28 protein-coding genes and 2 pseudogenes are annotated in these 26,189 nt (G+C 65.1%); 12 read left to right on the plus strand and 18 right to left on the minus strand.

Features of this window, described 5'->3' with window-relative positions; translation table 11 throughout:
* Positions 1-4: 4 nt before the first annotated feature.
* From B4U45_RS00730 to B4U45_RS00750, 5 genes are all read right to left on the minus strand, one after another.
* Positions 5-730, minus strand: coding sequence for a DUF72 domain-containing protein (locus B4U45_RS00730; protein WP_075548513.1), 726 nt, complete (start codon positions 728-730; stop codon positions 5-7).
* A 7-nt stretch (positions 731-737) separates the two neighbouring features.
* A complete protein-coding gene (locus B4U45_RS00735; protein WP_075548524.1) occupies positions 738-1,373 on the minus strand; it encodes an HhH-GDP family DNA glycosylase in 636 nt (211 codons plus the stop codon).
* A gap of 41 nt (positions 1,374-1,414) precedes the next feature.
* On the minus strand, positions 1,415-1,747 hold the full coding sequence (locus B4U45_RS00740) for a TfoX/Sxy family protein (protein ID WP_075548512.1): 333 nt from the start codon (positions 1,745-1,747) through the stop codon (positions 1,415-1,417).
* Positions 1,748-1,753: 6 nt separating this feature from the next.
* On the minus strand, positions 1,754-2,143 hold the full coding sequence (locus B4U45_RS00745; protein WP_075548511.1) for a nitroreductase family deazaflavin-dependent oxidoreductase: 390 nt from the start codon (positions 2,141-2,143) through the stop codon (positions 1,754-1,756).
* Between the two features lie 173 nt (positions 2,144-2,316).
* On the minus strand, positions 2,317-3,558 hold the full coding sequence (locus tag B4U45_RS00750; RefSeq protein WP_075548510.1) for an alpha-hydroxy acid oxidase: 1,242 nt from the start codon (positions 3,556-3,558) through the stop codon (positions 2,317-2,319).
* Positions 3,559-3,615: 57 nt separating this feature from the next.
* On the opposite strand from B4U45_RS00750, the gene B4U45_RS00755 reads away from it, so the two are divergent.
* Positions 3,616-4,053, plus strand: a complete 438-nt coding sequence (locus tag B4U45_RS00755; RefSeq protein WP_075548509.1) for a DUF1810 domain-containing protein — start codon at positions 3,616-3,618, stop codon at positions 4,051-4,053.
* Positions 4,054-4,062: 9 nt separating this feature from the next.
* Here the strand turns inward: B4U45_RS00755 and ahpD are convergent, their stop codons facing one another.
* On the minus strand, positions 4,063-4,599 hold the full coding sequence (gene ahpD, locus B4U45_RS00760; protein WP_075548508.1) for an alkylhydroperoxidase, AhpD family: 537 nt from the start codon (positions 4,597-4,599) through the stop codon (positions 4,063-4,065).
* Positions 4,600-4,616: 17 nt separating this feature from the next.
* Positions 4,617-5,204, minus strand: a complete 588-nt coding sequence (locus B4U45_RS00765; protein ID WP_075548507.1) for a peroxiredoxin — start codon at positions 5,202-5,204, stop codon at positions 4,617-4,619.
* 106 nt (positions 5,205-5,310) lie between these two features.
* Here B4U45_RS00765 and B4U45_RS00770 point away from each other — a divergent pair, with 106 nt between their 5' ends.
* From B4U45_RS00770 to B4U45_RS00785, 4 genes and pseudogenes are all read left to right on the plus strand, one after another.
* Positions 5,311-6,267, plus strand: a complete 957-nt coding sequence (locus tag B4U45_RS00770) for a hydrogen peroxide-inducible genes activator (protein ID WP_075548506.1) — start codon at positions 5,311-5,313, stop codon at positions 6,265-6,267.
* A 29-nt stretch (positions 6,268-6,296) separates the two neighbouring features.
* Complete coding sequence (locus tag B4U45_RS00775) at positions 6,297-6,998, plus strand: EthD domain-containing protein (RefSeq protein WP_075548505.1); 702 nt, start codon at positions 6,297-6,299, stop codon at positions 6,996-6,998.
* 9 nt (positions 6,999-7,007) lie between these two features.
* Positions 7,008-7,450, plus strand: a pseudogene (locus B4U45_RS00780) (TIGR03618 family F420-dependent PPOX class oxidoreductase).
* A 9-nt stretch (positions 7,451-7,459) separates the two neighbouring features.
* A complete protein-coding gene (locus B4U45_RS00785) occupies positions 7,460-8,215 on the plus strand; it encodes an enoyl-CoA hydratase/isomerase family protein (protein ID WP_075548503.1) in 756 nt (251 codons plus the stop codon).
* 17 nt (positions 8,216-8,232) lie between these two features.
* Here the strand turns inward: B4U45_RS00785 and B4U45_RS00790 are convergent, their stop codons facing one another.
* Positions 8,233-8,409, minus strand: coding sequence for a (2Fe-2S)-binding protein (locus B4U45_RS00790; protein WP_075548502.1), 177 nt, complete (start codon positions 8,407-8,409; stop codon positions 8,233-8,235).
* Between the two features lie 321 nt (positions 8,410-8,730).
* On the opposite strand from B4U45_RS00790, the gene bfr reads away from it, so the two are divergent.
* The 5 genes and pseudogenes from bfr to B4U45_RS00815 all read left to right on the plus strand — a co-directional run bounded on the left by bfr (position 8,731) and on the right by B4U45_RS00815 (position 14,071).
* Positions 8,731-9,210, plus strand: coding sequence for a bacterioferritin (bfr, locus tag B4U45_RS00795; RefSeq protein WP_036403411.1), 480 nt, complete (start codon positions 8,731-8,733; stop codon positions 9,208-9,210).
* A gap of 72 nt (positions 9,211-9,282) precedes the next feature.
* Positions 9,283-11,358, plus strand: coding sequence for an MDR family MFS transporter (locus B4U45_RS00800; RefSeq protein ID WP_075548501.1), 2,076 nt, complete (start codon positions 9,283-9,285; stop codon positions 11,356-11,358).
* Positions 11,359-11,479: 121 nt separating this feature from the next.
* Positions 11,480-12,623, plus strand: a pseudogene (locus tag B4U45_RS00805) (MFS transporter); the annotation flags it as partial.
* Positions 12,624-12,657: 34 nt separating this feature from the next.
* Positions 12,658-13,152: a carboxymuconolactone decarboxylase family protein gene (locus tag B4U45_RS00810; RefSeq protein ID WP_075548500.1), complete on the plus strand. Its 495-nt coding sequence runs from the start codon at positions 12,658-12,660 to the stop codon at positions 13,150-13,152.
* 208 nt (positions 13,153-13,360) lie between these two features.
* A complete protein-coding gene (locus tag B4U45_RS00815; RefSeq protein ID WP_075548499.1) occupies positions 13,361-14,071 on the plus strand; it encodes a hypothetical protein in 711 nt (236 codons plus the stop codon).
* A 17-nt stretch (positions 14,072-14,088) separates the two neighbouring features.
* On the opposite strand, the gene B4U45_RS00820 is transcribed toward B4U45_RS00815, so the two are convergent.
* The 7 genes from B4U45_RS00820 to B4U45_RS00850 form a co-directional block, all read right to left on the minus strand.
* Positions 14,089-14,547 carry a nuclear transport factor 2 family protein gene (locus B4U45_RS00820; protein ID WP_075548498.1) on the minus strand — a complete coding sequence of 153 codons (459 nt, stop codon included), beginning with the start codon at positions 14,545-14,547 and terminating at the stop codon, positions 14,089-14,091.
* Between the two features lie 67 nt (positions 14,548-14,614).
* The gene (locus B4U45_RS00825) at positions 14,615-15,817 is read right to left on the minus strand and encodes a cytochrome P450 (protein ID WP_075548497.1); all 1,203 of its coding nucleotides are present in this window, start codon (positions 15,815-15,817) and stop codon (positions 14,615-14,617) included.
* Between the two features lie 1,007 nt (positions 15,818-16,824).
* The gene (locus tag B4U45_RS00830) at positions 16,825-18,141 is read right to left on the minus strand and encodes a cytochrome P450 (protein ID WP_075548496.1); all 1,317 of its coding nucleotides are present in this window, start codon (positions 18,139-18,141) and stop codon (positions 16,825-16,827) included.
* 77 nt (positions 18,142-18,218) lie between these two features.
* Positions 18,219-18,641: a lipoprotein LpqH gene (locus B4U45_RS00835; protein ID WP_075548495.1), complete on the minus strand. Its 423-nt coding sequence runs from the start codon at positions 18,639-18,641 to the stop codon at positions 18,219-18,221.
* Positions 18,642-18,703: 62 nt separating this feature from the next.
* Positions 18,704-19,534: an SDR family oxidoreductase gene (locus B4U45_RS00840; RefSeq protein ID WP_075548494.1), complete on the minus strand. Its 831-nt coding sequence runs from the start codon at positions 19,532-19,534 to the stop codon at positions 18,704-18,706.
* A gap of 21 nt (positions 19,535-19,555) precedes the next feature.
* Complete coding sequence (locus tag B4U45_RS00845) at positions 19,556-20,014, minus strand: SRPBCC family protein (RefSeq protein WP_075511607.1); 459 nt, start codon at positions 20,012-20,014, stop codon at positions 19,556-19,558.
* 50 nt (positions 20,015-20,064) lie between these two features.
* Complete coding sequence (locus B4U45_RS00850; protein ID WP_075548523.1) at positions 20,065-20,481, minus strand: transglycosylase family protein; 417 nt, start codon at positions 20,479-20,481, stop codon at positions 20,065-20,067.
* A gap of 696 nt (positions 20,482-21,177) precedes the next feature.
* On the opposite strand from B4U45_RS00850, the gene B4U45_RS00855 reads away from it, so the two are divergent.
* Positions 21,178-21,696 carry a hypothetical protein gene (locus tag B4U45_RS00855; protein ID WP_244899335.1) on the plus strand — a complete coding sequence of 173 codons (519 nt, stop codon included), beginning with the start codon at positions 21,178-21,180 and terminating at the stop codon, positions 21,694-21,696.
* 103 nt (positions 21,697-21,799) lie between these two features.
* Here B4U45_RS00855 and ag85B read toward each other — a convergent pair whose 3' ends face one another.
* Entirely contained in the window at positions 21,800-22,777 is a 978-nt protein-coding gene (gene ag85B / locus B4U45_RS00860) for a diacylglycerol acyltransferase/mycolyltransferase Ag85B (protein ID WP_075548493.1), read from the minus strand.
* Positions 22,778-23,429: 652 nt separating this feature from the next.
* On the opposite strand from ag85B, the gene B4U45_RS00865 reads away from it, so the two are divergent.
* The gene (locus tag B4U45_RS00865) at positions 23,430-24,560 is read left to right on the plus strand and encodes a DUF7159 family protein (RefSeq protein WP_075548492.1); all 1,131 of its coding nucleotides are present in this window, start codon (positions 23,430-23,432) and stop codon (positions 24,558-24,560) included.
* Between the two features lie 20 nt (positions 24,561-24,580).
* On the opposite strand, the gene B4U45_RS00870 is transcribed toward B4U45_RS00865, so the two are convergent.
* Together B4U45_RS00870 and B4U45_RS00875 are read right to left on the minus strand one after the other, a co-directional pair.
* On the minus strand, positions 24,581-25,132 hold the full coding sequence (locus B4U45_RS00870; RefSeq protein ID WP_075548491.1) for a YceI family protein: 552 nt from the start codon (positions 25,130-25,132) through the stop codon (positions 24,581-24,583).
* Positions 25,133-25,160: 28 nt separating this feature from the next.
* A complete protein-coding gene (locus B4U45_RS00875; RefSeq protein ID WP_075548490.1) occupies positions 25,161-26,174 on the minus strand; it encodes an alcohol dehydrogenase catalytic domain-containing protein in 1,014 nt (337 codons plus the stop codon).
* Positions 26,175-26,189: the final 15 nt, after the last annotated feature.

A 26,189-nucleotide genomic window follows, 5' to 3' on the forward strand; every position in this document is an offset into this window, starting at 1 on the left:
CTACTTAGCTCATCAGCTCCCGCAATGACAGCGCGTTGCGGACCGCGTGGCCGCCCAAGTCGTTGTTGAAGTACATCCACACGTCACGGCCCTCGACATCCCAGTCGGTGATGCGGTCGGCCCAGCGTCGCAGGTCGTCGGGCGAGTACGAACCCGCGTACATCGCGTCCCGATCGGGACCGTGCATCCGGACGTACACCAGGTCGGTGGTGGCCCGTGGGATACACGCGAGACCTCCGCCGCTCATCACCACGTAGGCGGCTCGATGGGTTTCCAGCACCGCATATACCGCCGGGTCGTTCCAGGACGGGTGGCGCAGCTCGACGGCCACCCGGATCGACGCCGGAACGCAGCGCAGGAACGAATCCAGCCGCGCGTCGTCGCGTCGCTGCTCGGGATGCAGCTGCACCAGCAACACGCCGTGACGATCACCCAGCAGCCGCCAGCAGTGTTCGAACCGCTCAATCCAGGGTTCGGGCGACACCAGCCGGCGGTAGTGGGTCAGACCGCGGTGCGCCTTGACCGACATGGTGAACCCGTCGGGCAACTGGGCTCGCCAGCGCGCGAACGTCGAATCTCTGGGCCACCGGTAGAAGCTGGCGTTCAGCTCGACGGTGTCGAACGTCTGCACGTAGTAGGACAATCGCCGGGCAGACGCCAGCCCGGGCGGATACAGCACGTCGGACCAGTGGTCATACGACCAGCCCGAGGTACCGATCCGGACGGTCATGTGGTGCTCAATCGGTCACCTGGCGGCGCACGTCGTCGTCCAGGGACGCGCGGACCAGTGCCGCCGCCAGCCGGGCGTTGGCGCCGGCGGCCAGCGCCGACAGTTTTGCCGGATCGGTGGGCAGGCCCAGCTCCTTGGCCGCGGCGGTGGCACGGTCGTCGAAATACGGCCGTGCCCAGGTCCACACATCCTGTACCTCGCGCAGGAAGATGTCCGCACCCGTATCGCCAATCCCTTTGAACTGCTTGAGGATTCGTTTGACCTTCGGCGGGTCGTGGTCGCTGCGACGCGCGATTTCGCGCAGGTCGCCGCGGAATTCGTCGCGGACCCGCTCGGCCATTTCGGTAAGCCGGGTGGCCGAACTTTCGTCATAGCGCACATAGTGGGCGCGGCCGAACGCATCGATCGTGGTCTGTCGCCGGGATTCCAGCACCGCTTTGGGGGTGCGCAGGCCCGCCTTGAACAGTTCCCTCGCGGCGCGCATGGCGATAGTGGCGTCGATCGGCTTGCTGGCCAGCATGCACAGCACCAGCAGTTGAAACAGCGGCATCGGCTTGTCGTCGATGCGAATGCCGGCCTCGGCAGCGTAGCTGGTACCGGCGACCTCGAGCAGTCGTTTCACCTGTTGCTCGGGCTTGTCCATTCCGGCGGCGTACCCGCATTTGCCGGCCGCAAACCGGGTGGTCATTTCGGCGGCAGGCTGTGCACCCAGGTCACGCTGCGCGTGACCCAACTGTGAAGCTGCCGTTTGGTTTTCACCCCTTCGGCGGCGACGCGCAACCATCCGCGGGTTTGCCGGCCGGCCATCACCATGGGGCTGACGTGGGCGCCACCGAGTAGTTTGTCGGTGTCTGCCGGCGGCACCCGGACCAGAAGTCCGCCCTGACCGCTGACCGCCACGGCCAGGTGCCCGTCGATCAGGAAGGCAAGCCCGCCGAACATCCGCTTCTCGTCTACGCCGGACTGCGGCGCCAGCAACTCGCGGATCCGTTCCACGAGGTCGAGGTCGTAGGCCATCGGCGGTCAGTCCAGGTCGACCCGGATGGTCAGCAGGTCGCTACCGATGGCGCGCACGGCCGCGCTGTTGACCCGGGGCAGGTCCCGCAGCCGCTGCCGCGGGTCGTCTTCCGGAAGCAGATGCGCGGTCCCGGTACGCCACTGGCCGCCGATGCGCACCCGGACGGCCGGGTTGGCCTTGATGTTGTAGACGTAGTCCGAATGTTCGCCGTGTTCGGACACCATCCAGAACTGGTTGCCGATGACCTTTCCGCCGACGGCGGTGCGGCGTGGTTGTCCTGTCTTGCGGCCGATGGTTTCGAGCATGGTCAGCGGCAACTGCCGACCCAGGGGGTTGGCTACCAGCCGTTGAAAACCATGGACCAGCTGACGTTTGACGTCTCGCAATTGAGCCATGGGTGTGATTGTGCAGGATCGCCGGCCGCGAAGACAGCCGGCCGGTCCACCCCGACCTCACGAGGCGCCGCCGCACCTAGCTCGCCGGCGGTGCCGTAACGAGATTGCCGTCATGGTCGCGCTCGAGGTCCCAGGCACAGCCATAGCGGCAATCTCGGCGCGACGCAGTAGGGTCACGCGGTGGGACGGGGCCCCAGCCGCTGCAATTGCGTCACGTGCTTGGGCGACAGCTCCGCCAGGCAAGTCACACCCAGCAGCCGCATGGTTCGGATCACACCACTTCCCAGGATCTCGATGGCGCGCGCGACACCGGCCTGGCCGCCGGCCATCAACCCATACAGATAGGCTCGCCCGACCAACGTGCACCGCGCTCCCAGCGCGATCGCCGCGACGATATCGGCACCCGACATGATGCCGGTATCCATCAGGATCTCGGTCTGCTTGCCGAGTTCGCGGGCCACCGTCGGCAGCAGGTGAAATGGAACAGGCGCCCGATCCAGTTGCCGGCCACCGTGATTGGATAAGACGATGCCGTCGACCCCGCACTCCGCCACGGCACGCGCATCGTCGAGCGTCTGAATCCCCTTGACGACGAGCTTGCCCGGCCATTGGGCCTTGATCCAAGCCAGATCCTCGAACGTGACGCTGGGATCGAACATGGTGTTCAGGTACTCACCGACGGTGCCCGACCAGCGATCCAGCGACGCGAACGCCAACGGTTCGGTGGTCAGCAGGTCGAACCACCACCGCGGGTGGCCCAGCGCGTCGAGGACGGTGCGCGGCGTGAGCGCCGGGGGGATCGTCATGCCGTTGCGGACATCACGCAGCCGGGCGCCGGCCACCGGAACGTCGACGGTGACCAGCATGGTGTCGAAGCCCGCGGCCGCCGCGCGCTTGACCAACGCCATCGACCGATCCCGGTCACGCCACATGTACAGCTGAAACCACTTGCGGCCCTGAGGAACCTCGGCAACCAAATCCTCGATCGCGCAGGTGGCCAGGGTGGACATCGCGAACGGAATCCCCGCCGCGGCCGCCGCGCGCGCGCCGGCAATCTCCCCTTCGGTCTGCATCAACCTGGTGAACCCGGTCGGCGCGATCCCGAACGGTAACGCCACCGGCTGGCCGAGGACGTCCCAACCCGGGCACACCGTGGTGACGTCACGCAGGATGGTGGGATGAAACTCGATGTCGCGGAAGGCCTGTCGGGCTCGCCGGATTGACAGTTCGTCTTCGGCGGCGCCATCGGTGTAGTCGAATGCCGCCCTGGGGGTCCGCCGCTTGGCGATCCGACGCAGGTCCTCGATGGTCAGCGCGGCATCCAGGCGGCGCTTCGAGCGGCCGAATCGAGGCCTTCTGAGCTGAATCAGCGGTGCCAGGTCGCCGACCTTGGGCACCCGTCGCCGGACCGCCATTACCCGCTGGAACCGATGCTGAGGCGCGCCATCCCACCAGTGTGCAACCGTGGTCGTATGACAAGACCATCCGACCCCTTCGACTTGAAGCGTTTCGTTGACGCGCAGGCTCCGGTCTACCGCAGCGTGGTCGCGGAGTTGCGGTCGGGACGCAAGCGAACTCACTGGATGTGGTTCGTCTTCCCGCAATTGCGAGGACTTGGCCACAGCCCGATCGCGGATTGCTACGGTATCTCGTCGATGGCGGAAGCACGCGCGTATCTGGACCATGACCTGCTCGGGCCGCGCCTGCATGAGTGCACTCAGCTGGTCAACCAGGTGGCGGGCCGCTCCATCGAAGAGATCTTCGGTTGGCCCGATGATCTCAAGCTGCGCTCGTCGATGACGCTGTTCGCCCGCGCCACCACCGACAACGAGGATTTCGTCACGCTGCTTGCCCGCTATTACGGCGGGCAGCAGGATCCGGCGACACTGGCGCGCCTGAAGGGTTCCTAAAGCGGGCGATCAGCCAACGGCAGCCAATGTCTGGGCAACGGTAACCGCTTGTGCCACACCGGAAACGATGGCCGCGGCCTTCAAGGCCGCCAGCATCGCCTCCCGGCCCACACCCGCTTCCCGCAACGTGTGCTCGTGGGCGACCACACAATGCGAGCAGCCGTTGATCGACGAGACCGCGAAGCACCACAGCTCGAAATTGGCCTTGTCGACGCCCGGATTGCCGATGACATTCATCCGCAATCCGGGGCGCAGGTCGTCGTACTGCCCGTTGAGAAAGCCGCGGCAACGATAGAACACGTTGTTCATCGCCATGACCGATGCCGCTGCCAGCGCCGCCTGGTATGCCGGCTCGGACAGGTTATCTGCCGCTTCGGCCCCGATTCCGGCCAGCACCTGGGTGTTTCGCGTGGCCGCGGCGCTGGCCAGCAGGGTGCCCCACAACTGCTCCTGGTTCAGCTCGGTACTGCGGGTAATCGAGCCCAGGTTCAGCTTGAGGTCCTTGGCGAACTCGGGCAGCGCGGACTTCAGATTCTCGACGCTCATCTGTTCTCCTGCGCCCGTCACGCCGAAGCTTTGAGCAGCTCGCCGGCGTCGATCGTCGGGTCGCCCTTGCGCCAGTTGCAGGCACACAGCTCGTCGGATTGCAGAGCGTCCAATACCCGCAGCACCTCGTCGACGTTGCGCCCGACGGAACCGGCTGTGGCCGAGACGAATTGGATTTCGTTGTTCGGGTCGACGATGAAGGTCACCCGGTCGGCGACGCCCTCCTCGTTGAGCACGCCGGTGGCCAGGCAAAGCTCGCGCTTGATGTCGGAAAGCATCGGGAAGGGGAGCTTCTTCAGGTCCTCGTGCTGGGCGCGCCACTGGAAGTGGACGAACTCGCTGTCGATGGAGACGCCGAGGATCTGCGTGTCGCGGTCCTCGAACTCGTCGTTGAGCTTGCCAAACGCCGCGATCTCGGTCGGGCACACGAAGGTGAAGTCCTTGGGCCAGAAGAACACCACGCGCCACTTGCCGGGGTGGTCCTCGCTGGTGATGGTGGTGAAGTAGTCGCCGGGCTGCTTGGCGTCGACCTTCGACAGATCGCCGCCGATCAACGCGGTGAGCTGGTAGGCGGGGAACTGGTCGCCGATCGTGAGCAAGGACATATCCACTCCTTAATCTGGATTAAGTCAAGTTTAGCTGTCTCCACACCAATGATGCCGTGAAACCGGCTCGGAAGTAAAGGTGATATATCACACTATACTTATCGGCATGGCCGATAAGAGCTATCAGCCGACCCTTGCCGGGCTGCGGGCTTTCGTCGCCGTCGCGCAGAAGCAGCATTTCAGCAGTGCCGCAACCACTTTAGGCGTTAGTCAGTCGACTTTATCGCAGGCGTTGGCCGCGCTGGAGGCCGGCCTACACACCCACCTCGTCGAGCGTTCGACGCGTCGGGTCTTCTTGACGGCCGAGGGCATGCAACTGCTACCGCTCGCGCAGGCTGTGGTCGAGGCGGCGGAGGCTTTCAGCGCCGCCGCCGGGGGAGTGTCCGATCCGCTGCACGGCGGCATCCGGTTGGGAATGATTCCCACGGTGGCGCCCTACGTGCTGCCGACGGTGCTGGCCGGGCTCACCCGCCGACTCCCGGCGCTGACCGCGCAAGTGATCGAAGATCAGACCTCACGCCTGCTGGCGGCTTTGCGTGATGGCGCGCTGGATGCGGCCATGATCGCGGTACCCGTCGATTCCGGCGGCGTTACGCAGATCCCCATTTATGACGAGGACTTCGTATTGGCGCTACCTCTTGGGCACCCGCTTGCCGGCAAGCGTCGGGTACCGGCCGCGGCGTTGGCGACGTTGCCGCTGCTGTTGCTGGACGAGGGCCATTGCCTGCGCGATCAGGCCCTGGACCTCTGCCACAACGCCGGGGTCCGCGCCGAACTCGCCGATACGCGGGCGGCGTCGTTAGCCACCGCCGCCCAATGCGTGGCAGCCGGATTGGGGGTCACGCTGATACCGCAGAGCGCGGTGGCCGTCGAGGCCGCACGCAGCCGCGTCGGGCTCGCGCACTTTGACGCGCCCCGCCCGGGTCGACGAATCGGCCTGGCATACCGCTCGTCGAGCGGTCGCGACGAGTCGTATCGACTGCTTGCCCGGATCATCGGGGAAGTGGTCGCCGCGGAACAACCGGTGCGCCTGGTCAAGCACAGCACCGGCGGTCGGCCCTGAGCCGGTGGTGGCGAAGGTAGGTTCGGGCTATGGAGAAGGTCATCGCCATCCTGATGCGCGACGAGCCGGACGACGACTGGTGTGCTCGCCAACGCGGGCCGGTCGCCGACGCGCTGGTGGATCTGGGCCTTCCCGGACTTTCGGTCAATGTCCGCGACGGCGCGGTGCGTAAGTCCCTGATGACCCTGACCACTTTGCAGCCACCGGTGGCGGCGGTGGTGAGCATGTGGACCCAGCAGTGCTATGGCGACCAGCTGGCGGCGGCCCTGCAACTGCTCCAACGGGAATGTGCGCAACTCGGCGCATACCTGGTGACCGAGTCGGTTCCGATGGCCGCGCTGACCACCGAACCAGGTTGTCGCACACCGGGTTTGGCAAATATCGCGCTGCTGCGACGGCCTCCCGGGATGGACGAGGCGACCTGGCTGACCCGCTGGCAGCGCGACCACACGGCGGTGGCCATCGAAACGCAGGCCACCTTCGGCTACACCCAGAACTGGGTGGTGCGCACGCTCATTCCCGGGGCGCCGGCAATCTCCGGCATCGTCGAAGAGCTGTTTCCGGCCGAAGCCATCACCGACCTCAAGGCGTTCTTCGGGGCCGACGACGACGCCGACCTACAGCACCGGATCAGCCGAATGGTGGCCAGCACAACCGCTTTCGGCGCCAACCAGAATATCGACACGGTGCCCACCAGCCGCTACATGTTCACTACACCTTTCGAAATGTGAGGACTGCTCATGACGACACTCAACAAGCCGTGGCACTGGCCGCCGCCGACAAAGGCTTGGCGGTGGTCTCCACCGTTCGCGCAGCCGGCACCGTGCAGGCATCGCTGGTCAACGTCGGTCTGTTGACGCATCCGGCCGGTGGCGAAACCGTCCTGGGCTTCACCACCTACGGCAAGGTCAAGCTCACCAATCTGCGAACCCGACCCCAACTGGCCGTCACCTTCCGCAACGGCTGGCGGTGGGCAACCGTCGAGGGCCGCGCCGAACTCGTCGGACCCGACGACTCCCAGCCGTGGCTGAGCGACGAGGAACAGCTGCGGCTGCTGCTTCGCGACGTCTTCATCGCGGCGGGTGGAACCCACGACGACTGGGACGAGTACGACCGGGTGATGGCCGCGGAGCGCCGTGCCGTGGTGTTGATCGAGCCGACCCGCGTGTACGGCAACGGTTAGGCTGCCGCCGTGACGCTGCTGATCGATGACCAGAACCGGGTACGCACGCTCACCCTGAACCGGCCGGAGGCACTCAACGCCTTCAACGAAGCCCTCTACGACGCCACCGCGCAGGCCCTGTTCGACGCGGCCCTGGATCCAGAGGTTTCCGTGGTGTTGCTGACCGGCTCGGGTCGCGGCTTCAGCGCCGGTACCGATCTCGCCGAGATGCAGGCACGCATCACCGACCCCGACTTCGAAGAGGGGCGATACGGCTTCCGAGGGCTGGTCGAGTCGCTCGGCAGTTTCCCCAAACCGCTGGTCTGCGCGGTCAACGGCGTCGGCGTGGGGATCGGCACCACCATTCTCGGCTACGCCGACCTGGCCTTCATGTCCTCGACGGCGCGCCTAAAATGCCCGTTCACCAGCCTTGGGGTGGCACCTGAAGCGGCGTCTTCATATCTGCTGCCGCAGCTGGTGGGCCGGCAGAACGCGGCCTGGCTGCTGATGTCTTCGGAATGGGTGGGCGCCGCCGAGGCCCTGCGGATGGGGCTGGTCTGGCGTGTCTGCGAACCGGAGGCGTTGCTTCCCGAGGCTCGCCGGCATGCCGAAATCCTTGCGGCCCGGCCGCTTTCGAGCCTGATGGCGGTCAAGCACACCATCGTCGAACCGATCCGTCCCGAGATGGCTGCCGCGAGTGCCCGGGAGAATGCCCATTTCGCCGAGTTGATGGGCGCGCAGGCCAATGCCGCGGCGTTGGCCGACTTCACCAAGCGGCCAAGGTAGCCGACCGGACGTCGACCTCAGACCGCGGCCGGTTGGGTGGCCGCCGCGATGATCGCGCGCAGCGTGCGGCGGCAACGGCCACAATCGCTGCCCGCGCCGCAGACCGCGGCGACTTCCTTGGAAGTCGCCGCACCACGGGCGACGGCCTCACACACGGTCTGGTTGGTAGCTCCAACACACAGACACACGTACATCAGCAAACTCCCACCCGATGCTCGCTCATGACATCCTCCGGAATCGGAGTGGCCAGGGGAGCCACCGAACGAACGGTCCGCATATTAGTAGAGTCTAACCTAAGTAGGTTAGTGCAGTCTAACCTAAGCCCAATCTCGCCCATCTCGGCCGGGCTGTGCATGACGCGCCGACGTCGCAACAATGACTGCGCCCAAGCCCCGTTGCTGCACTAGATTGAAACGCGGCACCCGAAGGTGCTGCTAGAACCCGCCATGATGGTGCTCCAGCCCAGCCCATCTGCTGCGGCAAACGATGCCAGCCTTCACACCGTAGGAGTGATCATGCAAGGTGATCCGGATGTCTTGCGTCTGCTCAACGAACAATTGACCAGCGAGCTGACCGCTATCAATCAATACTTTCTGCACTCCAAGATGCAGGAGAACTGGGGCTTTACCGAACTGGCTGCCAAAACCCGCGCCGAGTCGTTCGACGAAATGCGGCATGCGGAGGCCATTACCGATCGGATCCTCCTCCTCGACGGGTTGCCGAACTACCAGCGCATCGGCTCGTTACGGGTGGGCCAGACACTGCGCGAACAATTCGAAAGCGATATCGCCATCGAAATCGAAGTGCTGAATCGGCTCAAGCCGGGAATCATCATGTGCCGCGAAAAGCAGGACACCACCAGTGCGCAGCTGCTAGAACAAATTGTGGCCGATGAGGAGCTACATCTCGACTACCTGCAGACGCAGCTGGAACTGATGGAGAAACTCGGAGAGGCGCTGTACTCGGCGCAATGCGTCTCCCGGCCGCCGACCTGATATCCGATCGAGATTCCGCGGGCAGCACTCCTGGGTATCGCGCACGGGCTCGAACTCCGACAGGAGGCAGATATGACGAGCCCGACGGCATCCCGGACCGCTGCTGCGGATAGTCGATCTCCCTGCATCTCGATCAGCCCAGCACGACGCAATGTCATCTTCATGGCGCTGGTGCTCGGGGTGCTGGTCGCGGCGATGGACCAGACCATTGTGGTGCCCGCGTTGCCGACGATCGTTGAGGAGCTGGGGGCCTCTGTTCATCAATCGTGGGCCATTACCAGCTACCTGCTCGGCGGCACCATCGTTGTCGTGGTGGCCGGCAAGCTGGGCGACCTGCTCGGTCGCAAGCGGGTGCTGCAGGGCTCGGTCCTGGTCTTCCTGCTGGGCTCGGTGCTGTGCGGGGTGGCGGACACGATGACCATGCTGGCGATTTCGCGGGCTGTTCAGGGCGTGGGCGCCGGTGCGATTTCGGTGACGGCGGCAGCGCTGGTCGGTGAGGCCTTCCCACTGCGGGACCGCGGCCGCTACCAGGGCATGTTGGGTGCGGTGTTCGGGGTGACCACGGTCGCGGGCCCGCTGCTGGGCGGCTTTTGCACCGACTATCTGAACTGGCGTTGGGCATTTTGGATCAACGTGCCGATCTCCATCGTGGTCATCGCCGTGGCCGCGACGGCCATTCCGGCGTTGCCCCGCCGCCCCAAACCGGCTATCGACTACCTCGGGATCATGGTCATTGCATTGGCCACAACGGCGTTGATCATGGCCACCAGCCTGGGTGGCAGCACCTACGGCTGGGGCTCGGCGCCGATCATGGGGCTGTTCGGTGGCGCCACGGTGGCGCTGGGTGTCTTCGTCTGGGTCGAGAGCCGAGCCGCTGCGGGAATCCTGCCGCCGCGGCTGTTTCGCAACCAGGTGTTCGCCGTGTGCTCCGTGTTGTCGTTGATGGTCGGGTTTGCGATGCTGGGCGCGCTGACCTTCGTGCCGATGTATCTGCGCTACGTCGAAGGCGCCTCGGCGACCGTCTCGGGGCTGCGCACCTTGCCGATGGTGGTCGGCCTGCTGACCACCTCGGTGGGGGCGGGCGTCATGGTCGGCCGGACGGGTCGGTACAAGATTTTCCCGGTCGCGGGGACGGCGCTGATGTCCATCGCTTTCCTGCTGCTGTCACGGATGGACGAGTCCACGCCGTGGCCGGTGCAGTCGCTGTACCTGGTGCTGCTGGGTGCCGGGATCGGCTTGTCGATGCAGGTGCTCATTCTCATCGTGCAGAACACCTCCCGCTTTGAGGACCTCGGCGTCGCCACCTCGGGCGTGACCTTCTTCCGCGTGGTCGGCGCCTCGTTTGGTGCCGCGATATTCGGCGCGCTGTTCGCAACCTTCCTGGGCCGGCGGATAGGTCCCGCGCTGGTCGCCAGCGGCGCGCCCGTCGAGGCCGCACACTCTCCAGCCGTCCTACACCGCCTGCCGCACTACGTTGCCTCACCGATCGTGCAAGCCTATGCCGAGTCGCTCAACCAGGTTTTTCTGTGCGCGGCCGTGGTCGCCCTGGCCGGCTTCATCCTCGCGCTGTTCCTGCGGGAGATTCCGCTCGCCGATATCCACGACAGCCCGGCTTGCCTCGGAGACGGCTTCGCCGTGCCCAGAACGAAAACTCCGGAGGACGTGCTGGAAATCGCGGTGACCCATCTGCTGCACGAAGCTCCCGAGGTGCGACTGCCGAACCTTGCTGCGGCGTACCAGGATTCGGAGCTCGACGTCGCAGCGCTGTGGGGTGTACTGCGGATCTATCAATACGAACGGTTTTTCGGGACCGCGAGGCTCACCGACATCGCCAAACACCTGCACCTGCCCCATCAGGTGCTGGAACCGGTCTTCGACCGGCTGGTCCAGACCGGCTACGTGTCACGCGACGGCGACGCCCTGTCACTGACCGCCGCCGGGCTCGACCAGATCGATGCCCTCTCCGACTTGCTCCGGAAGTGGCTTGTCGACCACTTGGCCGTAGCGCCCGGCGTCGAGCAACAGCCCGACCACCAGGAATTCGAAGCCGCTCTGCAACGACTCACCGACGGTGTGCTGGTTCAGCGCGATTGGTACGAAGACTTGGACACGCTCGCGCCGGCGGGCACCCTCGCTGCCGCCAAGTAGGACCCGCGCCGGGAGTTCGGCCTCTGCCTCGATTGACCGGTGGCTATCCTGGGCATCCCGAGACTTGACGACCCGCGCCGCTCCCGCCGCTGCCCAGCCGGGTGCTCCGCGGTGCGTGGTCACCTCGGGTCTGCGCACGCTGCCGATGGTGGTCGGGATGCTGGTCACCTCCACCGGCAGCGGTGTCGTGGTCGGCCGGACCGGCCGGTACAAAATATTCCCGGTGACCGGCACGGCGCTGATGGCTGTCGCGTTCGTGCTGATGTCACGCATGGATGCGACAACCCCGGCCGTGGTGCAGTCGCCGTATCTGCTGGTGCTGGGCGCCGGTATCGGATTTTCCATGCAGGTCCCGGTTTTCGTGGTGCAATGCACCTCCGATTTCGAGGATCCGGGTGTGGCGACGTCGGGTGTGACGTTCTTCCGCACCATCGGCGGCTCATTCGGTGCGGCGGTCTTGGGCTCGCTGTTCGTGAACTTCCTGCCGGACAGATTGGGCCCGGCGCTGGCAAGCAACGGGTCGTCGGCCGAGTCGGTCAACTCCCCGGAAGCCCTGCACCGACAGCCTCTCGCCGAGGGGCACCTGTCGTGCAGGCCTACGCCGAATCACTGGGCGAGGTTTTCCTTGGGCCGCAACGGTTGCCGCCGTCGCTTTCGCCCTGGCGCTGTTTTGCGCGAAGCCCCGCCGCGCGACATCCACAACAGCGCGGTTGATTTAGGCGACGGATTCGGGATGCCGACCACCGAGACGCCGGAGACGCTGTTGGAGAACGCGATCGGCCGGATGTTGCGCGGCGATCCCGGTATGCGACTGCGCAGCATCGCCATGCGTCCCGATTGCCGGCTCGACGTCGCCGGTCTATGGGCATTGCCGCGCATCAACCGCTATCAGCAATACTTCGGCGCGGCCCCATCGGTAACCACCTGGGGTCACCCTTCGAGGTCGTGGAGCCCACCTTCAGCCGCTGGTTGCCAACGGAGATGTGGCGCACGACGACGATCACATGTCGCTGACCGCCGCGGGGGTCCGCCAAGTCGACTACGTGTACTCGCTGCTGTTGAACTGGATCGCTGACAAACTGGCCAGATCACCCGGCTTTGCACGACGGCCGGATCGCCGCGAAGTCGAAACGGCTCTCCGACATATTGCGTATCGTGTGCTGGCGCAGCGTGATTGGGGCCATGGCTGGGCCGGCGACGCACCGGCTGCGGCTGCCCCCGCGGTAGCCTCCACTGCCACCGGCGCAATACCGCACCCGCATTGACCGACGGCGTGCCACCCGGGCGTACCATCGCGCCATGAGCCGAATCGGAACTTTCGCCGACGACGACGTGGCCGGCTGGATCGCGAAATCCCCTGAGCTCGGCGGCGCCCTGGCCGCCTTCAGCCGGGCGGTCTACACCAGCAACCGGTTGCCGATGCGCACCCGCGAGCTTGCCCGCGCGGTGATTGCCGACAACAACGAGTGCATTGTCTGCGCCAACACCCGCGATGCCGACGGGCCCGCCGCCGGGGTCGACGAGGACCTGTACGCGCACGCGGCCGAATGGCGCACCTGGCCGGGCTACAGCGAACAGGAGCGGCTGGCAGCCGAGTTCGCGTACCGGTTCGCCACCGAGCACACCATGCTGCGTGACGACGAGGATTTCTGGAGCCGCTGCGGCGAACATTTCTCCGACGAATTGCTCGCCGACTTGGCCTTGTCCTGCGCGCTGTGGGTGGGCATGGGGCGGGTGCTGCGGACCCTGGACATCGGTCAGGCTTGCCGGGTGACCTTAACCAGCCGAGTCTGAAACACCTGACGCTGTCTTGGGTGACGTTGTGACGCAGCAGAATTCGTAGCGGGGAAATCCGGGCGATGTCGGTGGGGCCGAAGATCAAGCCGGTGTCGGCATTCGTCAGCCGCTGTACCGTGAAATATCTGCGACTCGACTGTTACCGTTTGGTTCGTGCACCCTTTTCGGGGCCGTCAATCCGTAGGAGCGGTAGGAGAGAAGTGCGATGCTTTCGTTGCGCGATCATCGAGTCGAGGATTACACGGAATTAGCCGATATGGACGGCACCGACGTGGGTGTCTTGACTGCAGATGACCGGGCCTGTCTGAGCGATCTCGGCGCCTATCTGGTCGCGGCTGGTGCCTGGCATCGGTTTGGTGTGTGGCTGTTGCACAAGCATTTCGATCCCGAACCGGGCGAGGTGTTCGTCGAACGTGTCATCGACTGGCCGCCGCAGACCCACACCACCCCGATTGAGCGAAATGCGTTCTCCCCAGCGGGTTTGCGTGCTACTGCAGTGCGGTTCGACAGCGAGCACGACTGCGGAATGAGCCTTGTTGGCATGGAGTTCGCCGGACCGGCCGACTTCGGCGACACTGCGCCGATCAACGACTCCGACGACGAGGTGTTGGCCGGGCTGGCCCAACGGCTGCATGACCACGGCAAAATCGACCGCTTCGGCGTGCGGCTAATCCGCAACCCATCAAAACTATCCGAGACGAAAGTGTTTTCCGAGACCTGCGACCCGTGGCGCCGGGCATTGCACTGCGACGTCATCGACCGCACACAAACTCCCGACAACGCCATCGAAACATACTGGCAATGCAAACCCACCCTGACGGAAACCGGACCGACAGCGACTCTGACATTCCTCACGGGATGCAGGCAATTTTGCACGCCGCTCGGCAGCGGCGTGCATCACCATCACCATCACTAACCGTGGCGCGGGCCGTGTCAAACTAACGCCGTGGCATCGAATACCCAGCTGGTGTCCGTATTTGCAAGGTTCTCAAAGTGGTTCGGCGGCGCGAAACTGACCAGGCTGTTGAAGTCCCAATAGTCCTTCCACACGGCGATCCTCCCGTCGACCACCTTGTGGACGCTGACGAACCTGAGCAGGCCGCGTTCGCCGGTGCTGAACGTCCAGGTCTCCGAATGCTCGTACATCACGTCGGATCCGTTGGACAGCAGCAGCCCGTCGTGGTTTTGGTAGTCGGCGAGCGGCTCCAGTCCGAGCTTCAGTCGCGTCACGATGTCGTCGGGACCACGCGCGGCCAGCGCCGGCACCGGTATGTCGACGTAGAGGCAGTCCGCGGCGAGAAAAGTCTTGACGGCATCCCAATCACGCTGCGCGAGGGCTCGCCACAGCCCGAGCACCACATCCCTGACTTCGATCGCAGAAGTGTCTGTCATAACGGCCCATGACACTCGGTACTCGTGCCCGTGTCAACCGCCGCGAGCCACTGACCGGTGCCGCGCGTCAGCCCCAGCTCACGGGTAGCGACTTGAGCGCAAACGACTTGGACGGGAATTTGATGTACGGGGTGTAGCCCTGTGGCAGTTCGAAATCGGGGATCTGCTTGAGCCACTCGCCGACAACGATTGCCAGTTCTATCCGTGCCAGGTGGGAACCCAAGCAGCGGTGCGGTCCTCCTCCAAATCCCCAATGGCGGTGCATCTTTCCGTCCATGACCAGGTTGTCAGTGGAGATCACGTCGCTGCCATCGCGGTTGATCGCGGCAGTGCACAACCGCACCGGTGTTCCTGGGGGAAGCGTCATGCCACCCACATTGACGAAGTCAGTGGTAACCCGGGCCGCCAACGGCGCCGACGGCTCAAGCCGGACGATCTCTTCAACGAAAACCTTCAGTTGCTCTGGTTTTTCGGCGAGCTCTCTGCGCAGCTGCGGTCTGCGTGCCAATTCGAACAGCGAGAAGCCGATCGCCGCGGCCACCGTGTCCAGACCGGACACAATCAGCAGTTGAGTCATGCCGAGCAGCTCGAGGTCACTGAGATCGCCCGGGCCGGTCATCACTTGCGACAACATGTCCGGGCCCGGATTCTGCCGGCGTTGTCGGATGGCGTCGGCGAAATACGCCAACAGCCCGTTACCGTCGGACGTGCCGGCGACGAAGGCGTCCTTCCAACCGATCACGCTGTCTCGGTCCTCCACCGGCAACCCGTAGAGATCCATGAATACCTGATACGGGTAGAGGCGCGCAAAATCTGTCATTACCTCACACGAGTTTCGGCGGGCAAGTGCAGCAATCATTTCAGCAGCATGGCGCTCCATCATGGGCCGGCTTTTATGCAGGGTGTTCGGGCTGAAGTACGGTTGCAGAATTTTGCGGTAGCGGGTGTGCTCGGGAGGATCGAATGCTGACGGCAGCACCGGCACCGGGCTGCCGGGGGGCTGGAGCGCCAATTGTGCGGAGAACAGATTTGGCTCGCACAGCGCCGCCAGCACGTCCCCGCGGCGGGTCAGGTAATAGGCGCCGTTCATGAACACCACCGGTCCGGCGTCCCGCAACGTCTTCCATCCGACACCCCGGTCGGCCGCCAGAGGTAGCGTGGAATGCTCCAACCGGGGCAGGTGGAAGGTAAGTGGCTGACTTTCGTAGAGACTGCATCCCAAGTCCACCCACCGGGAATTGATTTGTGGTGGTCGCCCTTTGGAATTCATTGCCGTCTCACCTGGCGTGCGGCGGGCCGGGCGGGATGAGTCGCGCTGGCAAACATGACTGGTTCTCCAAGGCATTGATGTAGGGAAGTGACCGACGTCGAGTGTCGTGTCGTCCGGTCGAACGGCTTAGCCCGTTACCTCTGCGGGCAATTCAGCATGATCAGGCGAGGCCCTGTGGTTGCCTTCGCGCGTCGAAAAGCTCAGCACTAACGTAAATTGTTGTGCACGTTGGCTTCACATGGCCGAGTCTGGCGGCGCGATAAGCCGCCATTGACATATCAGCAGCGAACGACGCAGAGCTGGGTCAACACATCTCGGTTGACCGGAGCACCCGTGGGCACAGTCCGGTAGACGATGCTCGGCCGAGGCTCTGACTCAGCAGCCGATGACGGCAACGCCAACCAGTCGCATCGAGGCGATAAGGGGATCCAACTGGTCGGCCGATCGCGCGTCATCCACATGCTGTGGAAGGGCTTCTTGATCCTCGGCGTCGCGCTCTGGAGAAAGCCATGGTCTCGATTGCTGATGGGTCGCGCCGCGGGATGAAATTGCACCTGGCTATGGGTCCACGACGCCGGCTCGGGCAATGTAGCCGGAGAAAACCGGGGCCGCAACGAGGACCCTGCGATCAGCGCAACGAATAGACTCAGCGCGGCAGCGATTGCGATGGTCGAATGCCATCGTCGGGTCGCGCCAGTGCTCCGAAGCCTCACCGTGGCACGAGGATACAGCCGTAGGCTTGGACAGCAATCTTAGCGAGCTGTGAAAACGGTCAAAGTCCGGTGCCTGCTGCCGCAGCTAGCTTAATGCCCGCCGATACATCTCATGGGTGCCCCTCGCTTCTCGCTTCACCTGCCAAGCGCTACGGATGCTGTGAAAAGCTCGTGGCGACAGAGCTTGCCCCCCGCGTGGCCAGCCCTGCGGTCTGAGATTCGCCCCATTCGACATCCCACCACCAACCCCCGCCTATTGCCGCGCGGTTAGCTTTGACCACTTAGGCGCATCCGCTACCGGGCGGCCAGCGTGCGGGCCGGCCCCAGGGTGACCGGCAACGTCGACCAGCCCCGGAGCACTCGGGTGTCGCGTCTACTTCCGGAACCGGCGGCCCGCACCTCGGGGAAGCGCTCGAAGAACATGCGTAACCCGACTTCGCCCTCGGCTCGGGCAAGCGCGGCGCCCAGGCAGAAGTGGCGGCCGCTGGAGAACGCGAGATGTCTTCCGGCATTAGGACGTTCGATGTCGAAGCGGTGAGGATCGGAGAACACCGCCGGATCGCGGTTGGCACCGGCTAGACAGATCACCACCATCTCGCCGCGGTTGATGGGCACGCCGGCGAGCTCGACGTCGGTGCGGGCCACCCGCGCGGTGAGCTGGACCGGCGAATCCAACCGCAAGATCTCTTCGACCGTGTTCGGCCACAGGTCAGGACGTTGGCGCAGGGTATCCAGATGCTCGGGCATGTCCAGCAACATCCGAATTCCGTTGCCCAACAGGTTGACTGTGGTTTCAAAGCCGGCGACCAACACCAGGCCGGCGACCGCATGCAGCTCGTCGTCGTCGAGATGCGTTTCCGGATTGCCACTTTCGGCCGTGCGGATCAGCTGGCTCATCAGGTCGTCGCCGGGGGCTCGTCGCAGCTGTTCGAGATGCGACACCAGCCAGGCGTTGAACCCCGTCACACCGCGCTGCACCCGCTGGTACTGCCGGTAGGGCACGCCAATATCCAGGCTGGGCGCTGCCAGTTCACCGAATTCCAGGACCCGTCGGCGGTCGTGGGCCGGCACTCCCAAGATCTCGCTGATCACCGCGATCGGCAGCTGGGAACAATAGCGGCCGACGACGTCGACCACACCGGGCTGGGCGGCGAGCTGATCCAAGAGATTGATGGCGGTCTGCTCGACCCGATCACGCAGCGCGGCAACGGCCCTCGCGGTGAACACCGCCGACACCGTCTTGCGATAGCGGGTGTGATCGGGCGGTTCGACCGCCAGCAGCGACGGCGGCCGCAGCGGGTGTAGCTGATTATCGCGGGTACGGCGCTCCAGCCATCGCAGCGGCGCCGGCAGGTTCTCGCCGAGCGAGATGACCTGGAAGTCGTCGGAGCGCAAGATGTCATGGCCGAGCTGATGGTCGACGGTCAGGCAGTTGACCCGGGTCCGCACCAACCGGCCGTGGCGGCGCAGCTCGTCGTAGAACGGCACCGGGTTAGCGGCGACGGCCGGATCGGCGATGAGCCGGGCCTGTAGTTCGCCTCGTCGAACGCCGATGTTGGCCATGCCGCGGATCACCCCGTGCAACGCCAGCCAGTGCAGTCGGTCCTTCACCGCTCCTCCATCCCGTTGCAGGCCAGGGCGCATTGCGACCCAGCCTAAGCCTTTCGGGCCGGGACGCGTGTGACGTTTCAGCAGTCGGCGACGATCGTGAAGTCCGTGGTGACGACCTTGTTGGGATTGCTGTTGCCGATGCCATAGGCGCTGCCGGTGATGGTGTAGGTGCCGCGGGACAGGTCGGCATGGGCCTGGCCCACCCCGCCTTCCCAGAAGCTGCCGCTGAACCCGTCGACGTTGCGGATCTTGACCCATTGCGGGATCACCCGTTCACCGCTGACCAAGACCACGGCCTGGACGTGTCCGTCGCGGTCACGGATGTCGATGGTCCGGAAGGACTGCTCCTGGCTGCATGCGGCCGGACGTGTGGTGCGGGTGTATCCGTCGATTGTCAGATGTGCGGCCTTGCGCGGGACGGTCTGCGCCTCGGCGCACCCGGAAAGACCTGCGACCACGACCACGGCAATCCCTGCCACTCTGACAAACCGGCTTCGCACCAGCCACCTCCCTTGTGGGCCTTGCGGGCCTTGTGGGCCTTGCGGGTCTTGTGCACGAAACTTTACTGCTGCCGCGGATCCAACCTGGGTAGGGCTTTGATGATGAGGCGCCGGACGAACTCCGGACTAACCCCCTTGAGCCGATCGATCCACCGGATGCTTTGGGGCACATACCAATGCAATCTGGTGGGATGCTGGTAGGCCTGCCAGGCCGCCTCGGCGACGCTGGTCGCGGGCATCAGCCGGAACATGCCCTTCTTGGGCGCGGCGGCCCGGATCTGCTGCGCCGAAAGCGTGGGCGCGCCCTCCTCGGAATGCTGGCGCGTCGAGGTGAGAATCGCGGTGTCGATCAGACCGGGTAACACGTCGGCCACCCGCACACCGTGGCGCTGCCACTCCACGCTGAGCGCCTCGGTCAGCCCTTTGACCGCGTGCTTGGTGGCCGAGTAGACGGCCAGTCGCGGCATGCCATAGGTGGCCGAAGACGAGGACGTGGAGAACATCAGACTGCCCGGGGCCTTCTTCAGGTAGGGCAGCGCGCCGTAAGCCCCGGTCAGCACCGCCTTGAAGTTGACCTCGACGACCCGCATCGCGACGTCATACGGCACGTCTTCGAACCATCCGCCTTCGCCGATGCCGGCGTTGTTCCACATCATGTCGAGCGCGCTGCCGGTATTGCCGGCGCAAAAGTCGGCGAGCGCCGAGTCGAGCGCGTCCTTGTCGGTCACGTCGACCACTCGTGTCCACAACCGGGCGCCGAGCTCGCCGCTCAGGGTTGCCAGACCGGCGTCGTCGCGGTCCACCGCACCGACGCGCCAGCCGTTGGCGTAAAAGAGCCGTGCCCCCTCGCGGCCCATTCCGCTGCCGGCGCCGGTGATGAATATCGACTTCATACGATCTGGTAACGCCCGCCCTCAGTCGGCCTCGACCACATCTTTGATGCGTTGCAGCGTCTTGGTCATGTCCCGGATGTTGCGGCGTTTGCGCAGCCAGCCACCGAATGCCCAGTAATACACGGTCGTGAACACCGAAGGGGTGAGCCGGAACGACTCGGTGACATCGGTGCCATCGCCCGCCGGTGCGAGCCGGTAGTGCCAATTGTTCACCGATCTACCGCCGGCCATCACAGCAAACCCGAACTCGCGAGGGCGCTCACACGCCGTCACCTTGCACACGGTCCAGTAGACGGGACCGATCTCGTTGCGCCGGACGTGTCCGCGGAATCGGGCGCCGAGCGCCGGGCCGGTCGCGCCGTCCAGCCACTCGGCCTCGAACGTTTCCGGTGAAAACCGTCCGGTGTTACGAATATCGGCGATTAAATCCCAGATCTTTTCCGCTGGGGCCGCCATGTGGACCGTTGCCGAACCCTCCATAGGATGATCCAATCACGTCCCTGTAACGCTGGGAACGGAAACAGCGATATTCACTGATGCGGTGTGAATAGCGAGATGATCTCGGTCACCGTCTGCTGCAGCTGCCGTACCGGCTTGGGCAGCGCCACGGGCACGGGCGGCAGACCGCCGGCACTGGCGCACTTCGGCCACGCGGCGGGGCCCTGGCCGGCTAGGACTCGGTTGGCCACAGCGATTTGTTGCTGCTTAGAGGCGGTCGCGGGGTTGCCGACGCCACCGTACTCGTCCCATGTCGCTTGCTTGAACTGCAGTCCACCGTAGGCTCCGTTGCCGGTGTTGGCGGTCCAGTTCCCACCCGACTCGCACTGCGCGACGGCGTCCCAGTTCATGACGTCGGCGTGGGCGATGCCGGTGGATAGTGACATCGACGCTGCGACGAAAGCGGCGGCCGTGGCGGACTTGATCAGGGGCTTTGCGATGCGTGTCATGTCCGGCATTTCGGCGGCCGTGGCTAAAGCGTTACCGCCTAGAAAAACTTATGAAATTGGTTAGCCGCCGCATTGTGATTTGCGCAAACGACGTCCAGCCAAGCGAATCAAACCACCGGCGGGCACTGGGCGGACGGGTCACGCTGTGGCCTGGATCGCCCGTTGACAACGGCTTGTTCAAACGAGCAGCCCGTGTTGACTCACCGGGTCTGCTGGCGGTTACGCTGAGGTATGGCGACGAGTCCAGCAAACTTCACGAGGCCGCAATCTGAGACAAAATCTTAGGGTTGGGCACCTCGGGCGCGGGCCCTGGTGCCGACGGCTCGCGGGGCGGCCGATGGGTGGCCGGGCCTGCGGCCCGCGGCCCGGACTCCCGGTGGGCCGCCACCGGATGGATGTTGTGAGAGCGGCTGTTGACTCAGGTTTCGTTTGCGAAACCCGCGGCCTCGGTCCGAGGCTCTTGCGTCACGGTATCTGACAGTCGACGATGGCGGGGTGGCCGCTGAAGCCGCCGCTATTCGCGAGCCGAGTCGCACCGTCGCGGTTCGTCTCGCCGCTCAGTTGTCCGTGGTGTATCGACGGCCTGATCCCCGGCATTTCCGGAGATGATCAGGTCAGCTGATGGTTCGACACGCCGCTACTAGCGCAGATTGGTTGCGGGCCAGAGGGATTCGGGCCGTACTCGCCGCTGCGCTGGTGACATGCTTGTTGCTCGGCGCAGCTGTCCTGCTGGTGGCGAACCGCCATCGTGCGTCGTCGGCCAACTCTGGCGACCACCCCGTCGGCCCCCTCGACGACGCCGCAACCGAGGCCCAGGTTGTCGACAAGGCAAAACAAATCGTGACGGCCGCCGGACTTCAGACCAGCACCGCCGGATACCTGATGATGTCGTGCAAGAACCGGGACGATCCGCCGTATCAAGGGGCGGTCTACCTGACCTTCGCGCTGCCCGCCGAGGCACCTGCCGACCGGTACTTTCGCGATGTCACAGCAGCGCTGGTCAGGCACGGCTGGACCGAGGGGCTACCGCCTAACGACCAGGTGTTCGGCAGGACGCTGTCCAAGGACGCCGTCACGGCGATCATCTACCGTCACCGTGACGACGCGGGCGCGGGGGTCCTGCGGCTGTACGGTCAGTGCCGCAACGTCAATGACCACCGTCGCGACAGCACCGCATGGGTCGATATCACCAACCAGTTGGTGGCGGGCAGTTAGACCGGCTCGTTGAACGTGCCGGACCAGCCGCCAAGGAACCGAACACACCACTGGGCTCGACGGCGTCTAGCCGTCAAGCCCAGTAGCTGCACGCGTTGCGCGATCAGCGGGCGCCGAGGCTGGCCTGCAGGTCACCCTTCATGGCGTTAAGCTGTGCGCCCCAGTACTCCCAGCTGTGCGTTCCGTTGGCGTCTAAATTGAACACGGCATTGTGCCCGCCTGCGGCGTTGTAAGCGTCCTGGAATTTCAGGTTACTGCTGCGAACGAAGTTCTCCAGGAACTCGGCGGGGACATTGGCGCCGCCCAACTCGGACGGGGTGCCGTTGCCGCAGTAGATCCACAGACGGGTGTTGTTGGCGACCAGCTCGGGAATATGCAGCGACGGGTCGTTACGCTGCCAGGCCGGGTCGCTCGAAGGTCCCCACATGTCCGAGGCTTTGTAACCACCGGCGTCACCCATCGCCAGGCCGATCAGGGACGGCCCCATGCCCTGGGAGGGGTCCATCAGGGCCGACAGCGAACCGGCGTAGACGAACTGCTGCGGGTGGTAGACGGACAGGATCAGGGCCGAGGAGCCGGCCATCGAGATGCCGACGGCGGCGCTCCCGGTGGGCTTGACACTCCGGTTCGCGGACAGCCATTGCGGCAGCTCGCTGGTCAGGAAGGTCTCCCACTTGTAGGTCTGGCAGCCGGCCTTGCCGCAGGCCGGGCTGTACCAGTCACTGTAGAAACTGGACTGGCCACCGACCGGCATGATGACCGACAGGCCCGATTGGTAGTACCACTCGAAGGCCGGGGTGTTGATATCCCAGCCGTTGTAGTCGTCTTGAGCGCGGAGACCGTCGAGCAGGTACACCGCCGGCGAGTTGTCCCCGCCGCTTTGGAATTGAACCTTGATACTGCGACCCATCGCAGCCGACGGCACCTGGAGGTATTCCACCGGCAGGCCGGGCCGGGAGAACGCTCCCGCGGTCGCCGCTCCGCCGGCGAGTCCGACCAGGCCAGGAAGGGCCGCAGCAGCGGCCGCGCCGACCAGAAGGCGTCGGCCCCACGCCCGCATCTTCCCGCTCACGTCTGTCATACCCTGCCCCTTGTCCGTATGTGCTCGCGTGCTCCCGGCAGAACTTACCGTGTGAGGAGGGCAAATGTCGATCGGGGCACGAAGTCATTCCATTTCGATATCGGTTACCTCCGCCGACGCAGCAACTGTGCTATGCGAGTCGGCGACGGACTCACCGCTTGCCCCGTTGCCCCGTTGCGGCCCGGATAATCCGAGAGCGCAAACGAGTGCTATGCACCCGGAGCAGGGCAGAAGGTGGCAGGCGGGGAGCGGTACAAAGAATAGTTAATCGATGCGGCACGCCGGACCTCGACACGCCGGACGTAGCTCGAGCAACGTTTCGCGGGTTTACCCCGGGCTGGTGCCCAGACCACTGGGAAGCCCGCTGCCGGCGCATCCGGCGCAAGTCCTCGGCGGCGGCCGGCGATCCGGTCGCCATGTTCGTTTCATGTGAGTCACCTGGCGGTTTGCCCACCGGAGGAGCCGAACTTGCGCCGACCGCGTAGTCTCTGTCAGGCAAGCCGATGGAGACAACGATCCTCCGGGCTATCCGGTCCGTTCCGGCGCTCACGCACCAGCACACCAAGCCCCTCGGTGGATGCGGGCGCGACGGCGTTGGCTCGAGGCGCCTGACGAACCGGGAACGATTCGGGAACGATTGAGGTGCGAAATTTTGGAGACGGTACTTGGGCTGTCAGTGACACCGACCGCCGTAGGTTGGGTCCTGGCTGAAGGGCACGGCGCTGAGGGCACCATCCTGCATCACAACGAAATGCAGCTGCGCGGTGGCCGAGGAGTAGGCGTCGTCCATGCCGCGGAACAGGCGGCGGCGGAAGTCATTCGTGCGGGGGAATTGGCAGCCGCGGCCGGCCACCGTTTACGTGTCGTCGGCGTGACGTGGAACGACGAAGCTTCCGCCCAAGCCGCGCTACTGGTCGAGGCCTTGACCGACGCCGGATTCGACAACGTTGTACCGGTTCGGCTGCTCGATGCCGTCGAGACGCTGGCCGAGGCGGTCGCACCGGTCATCGGATACGAACAGACCGCGGTGTGCATCCTCGAGGACGGATGGGCAACCGTCGTCATGGTCGACACCCGCGACGGAAAGACCCAAACGGCAGTCAAACATGTCCGTGGTGGTTATGACGGGCTGACCTCGTGGCTGACCGGAATGTTCGACCGCAGTGCGTGGCGTCCGGCCGCCGTGGTGGTGGTGGGTTCCGACCTTGACATCAGCGACTTTTCTTGGCAACTCGAAACCGCCCTTCCGGTACCGGTTTTCGCGCAGACCATGGCGCAGGTGACAATCGCGCGAGGTACGGCGCAGGCGGCGGCCCGAACCACCGAGTTCACCGACGAGCGACTGGTTGCAGGCTCCGGTGAAACCACCACCGTGTCCAAGCGGTCACGCCAATACGCCGGAGCTGCAACCACTTTGGCTGCGGCGGCGGTGACCTTCGTGGCTTCGGTGTCGTTGGCGGTTGGCCTGCAAGTAACTCCGGACAGGCACTCCGAAACGGCGCAGCACTCCATACCCACCTCGACGCCGGAAATCGCCGAGGCAGTTGCGACGGCAGGTCCGGTGCCCGCGAGTGCCCAGCTGCACGCTCCTCTTCCGGGGCCCGCGACACAGCGGGAGCCAATCCAGCTCACCTCCGGTGAAGAGCTCACCGACGCCATCCCCGAGCAGCCCAACGACGTTGCGTCGCAACCGGGTCCGAGCGATGGATCGCCCCTGCTGACCCGGGTGCTCAAGCACATTCCCGGCACCTATGGCGACACCGGTATGGAGCCGCCGGAGTAGTCGAACCGCCGGGTCGACGGTCAACCGTCCTTGGGCCGAACCGCGGTAAAGGACACGGTCACCTCGTCGGCGACCTGCAGCGAGCCCATCAACAGCGAATAAGGCTTGACCCCGTAGTCGGACTGGCGAACCGTCGACTCGGCAGACATCGCCCAGGAGTCACCAAGATCCTCGGTGTGCAGGTCGATCACGTGTTGACGCGACTTGCCCCGGATCTGCAGCTGCCCGGTGAGGCGGTAACCGCTCTCGGTCTTGTCGATCTCTGCTGCGGTGAAGCGGATATCGGGAAAGCGACCGGCGTTGAGCGACTTCAGCGCATTCGACCGGACCAGGGCCTTCTCCGGCCCGGACAGGCTCTTGACACCACCCTCGCCGCGCAACACCTCCAGTGAATCCACCTCCACGGCAAGGTCTGCGGTGGCGGGTTCATCAGCCGCCCAGCTCACCGTGGCCTGCCAGCGAGTCATTCCGATGGTGAGCCGATGGCCCATTCGGGCGGCTCGACCCGCGACACCGGTACGAACGATCAACTCACCGACGGACGGGTCCAGCGCCCACACCGTGTCGCTCACGGCACGACTCTATAGCTGCGCGCGGTACTCACATGGTGAGGACGGTGCGATAGCGTGTCCGTCCCTGCTCCATCGCCGCGTAACCGTCCGCCGCGCGCGAAAAAGGTATCTCCTCGACCCAGGCCCGCACACCGGACAGCACCGCGAAATGCATGGTGTCCTCCACGTCCTTCGCGGTACCGGAGGGATGTCCGGAAATGCTGAGGGCCGGATTGATCAGCTGCCTCGGACTGATCGGGAGGGGATCGGTGGTCACACCGACCACAACCAGTTCACCGCGAGGAAGTAAGCCGGGCACCGTCGCGGCCATGGCAGCTGAGTTGCCGGCCGTGGCCAGCACGACCGCGACACCGCCGAGCTTGCGCAGCGCTTCGGCAACGTCGCCGCTGGTGGAGTCGACGTAGTGATGGGCCCCCAGCTGGCGCGCATCCTCGGCTTTGGCGGCCCCTCTGGCGATGGCGATGGTCTCGAAGCCCATCGCCCGGGAGAACTGCACACCGAGGTGACCCAGACCGCCGATGCCGAGAATCGCCACCCGGTCACCGGGCAGCGCCTTGGTGTGGCGCAGTGCGTTATATGTGGTGACACCGGCGCAGCACATGGGAGCCGCTTCCACGTCAGAGAGTTCGGACGGAATGCGCGCCAGCGCGTTGGCGGGGACGGTCACCGATTCCGCGTAGCCACCGGGGTACTGCCAACCGGGCACCTTCATGTTCGCGCAGTGGATAAAGGTGCCGGTGCGGCAGGGGGCGCACCGGTTGCAGTGCCCGCCGAACCAGCCGACGGCGACTCGGTCGCCGATCTCGAAATCAGCGACGCGCTGGCCGAGTTCGACTACCGTGCCCGCGATCTCATGCCCCGGCGTCAATGGCCAAGGGGTGTTCGGAAAGCCGCCGTTGACGAACGCCCGGTCGGTGCCGCAGACCCCGCACGCGGACACCGCGATGCGTACCTCGTCATGGGCAGGCGGCGCAGTGTCGACGTCGACGAGCTCCAATGCCGCACCCGCCGAAGCTATCCGGACCGCCTTGTGCGTGGGCATGCGCTTATCCTATCG

Origin of the sequence: Mycobacterium persicum, assembly GCF_002086915.1 — a bacterium.
GTDB classification, from domain to species: Bacteria; Actinomycetota; Actinomycetes; order Mycobacteriales; family Mycobacteriaceae; genus Mycobacterium; species Mycobacterium persicum.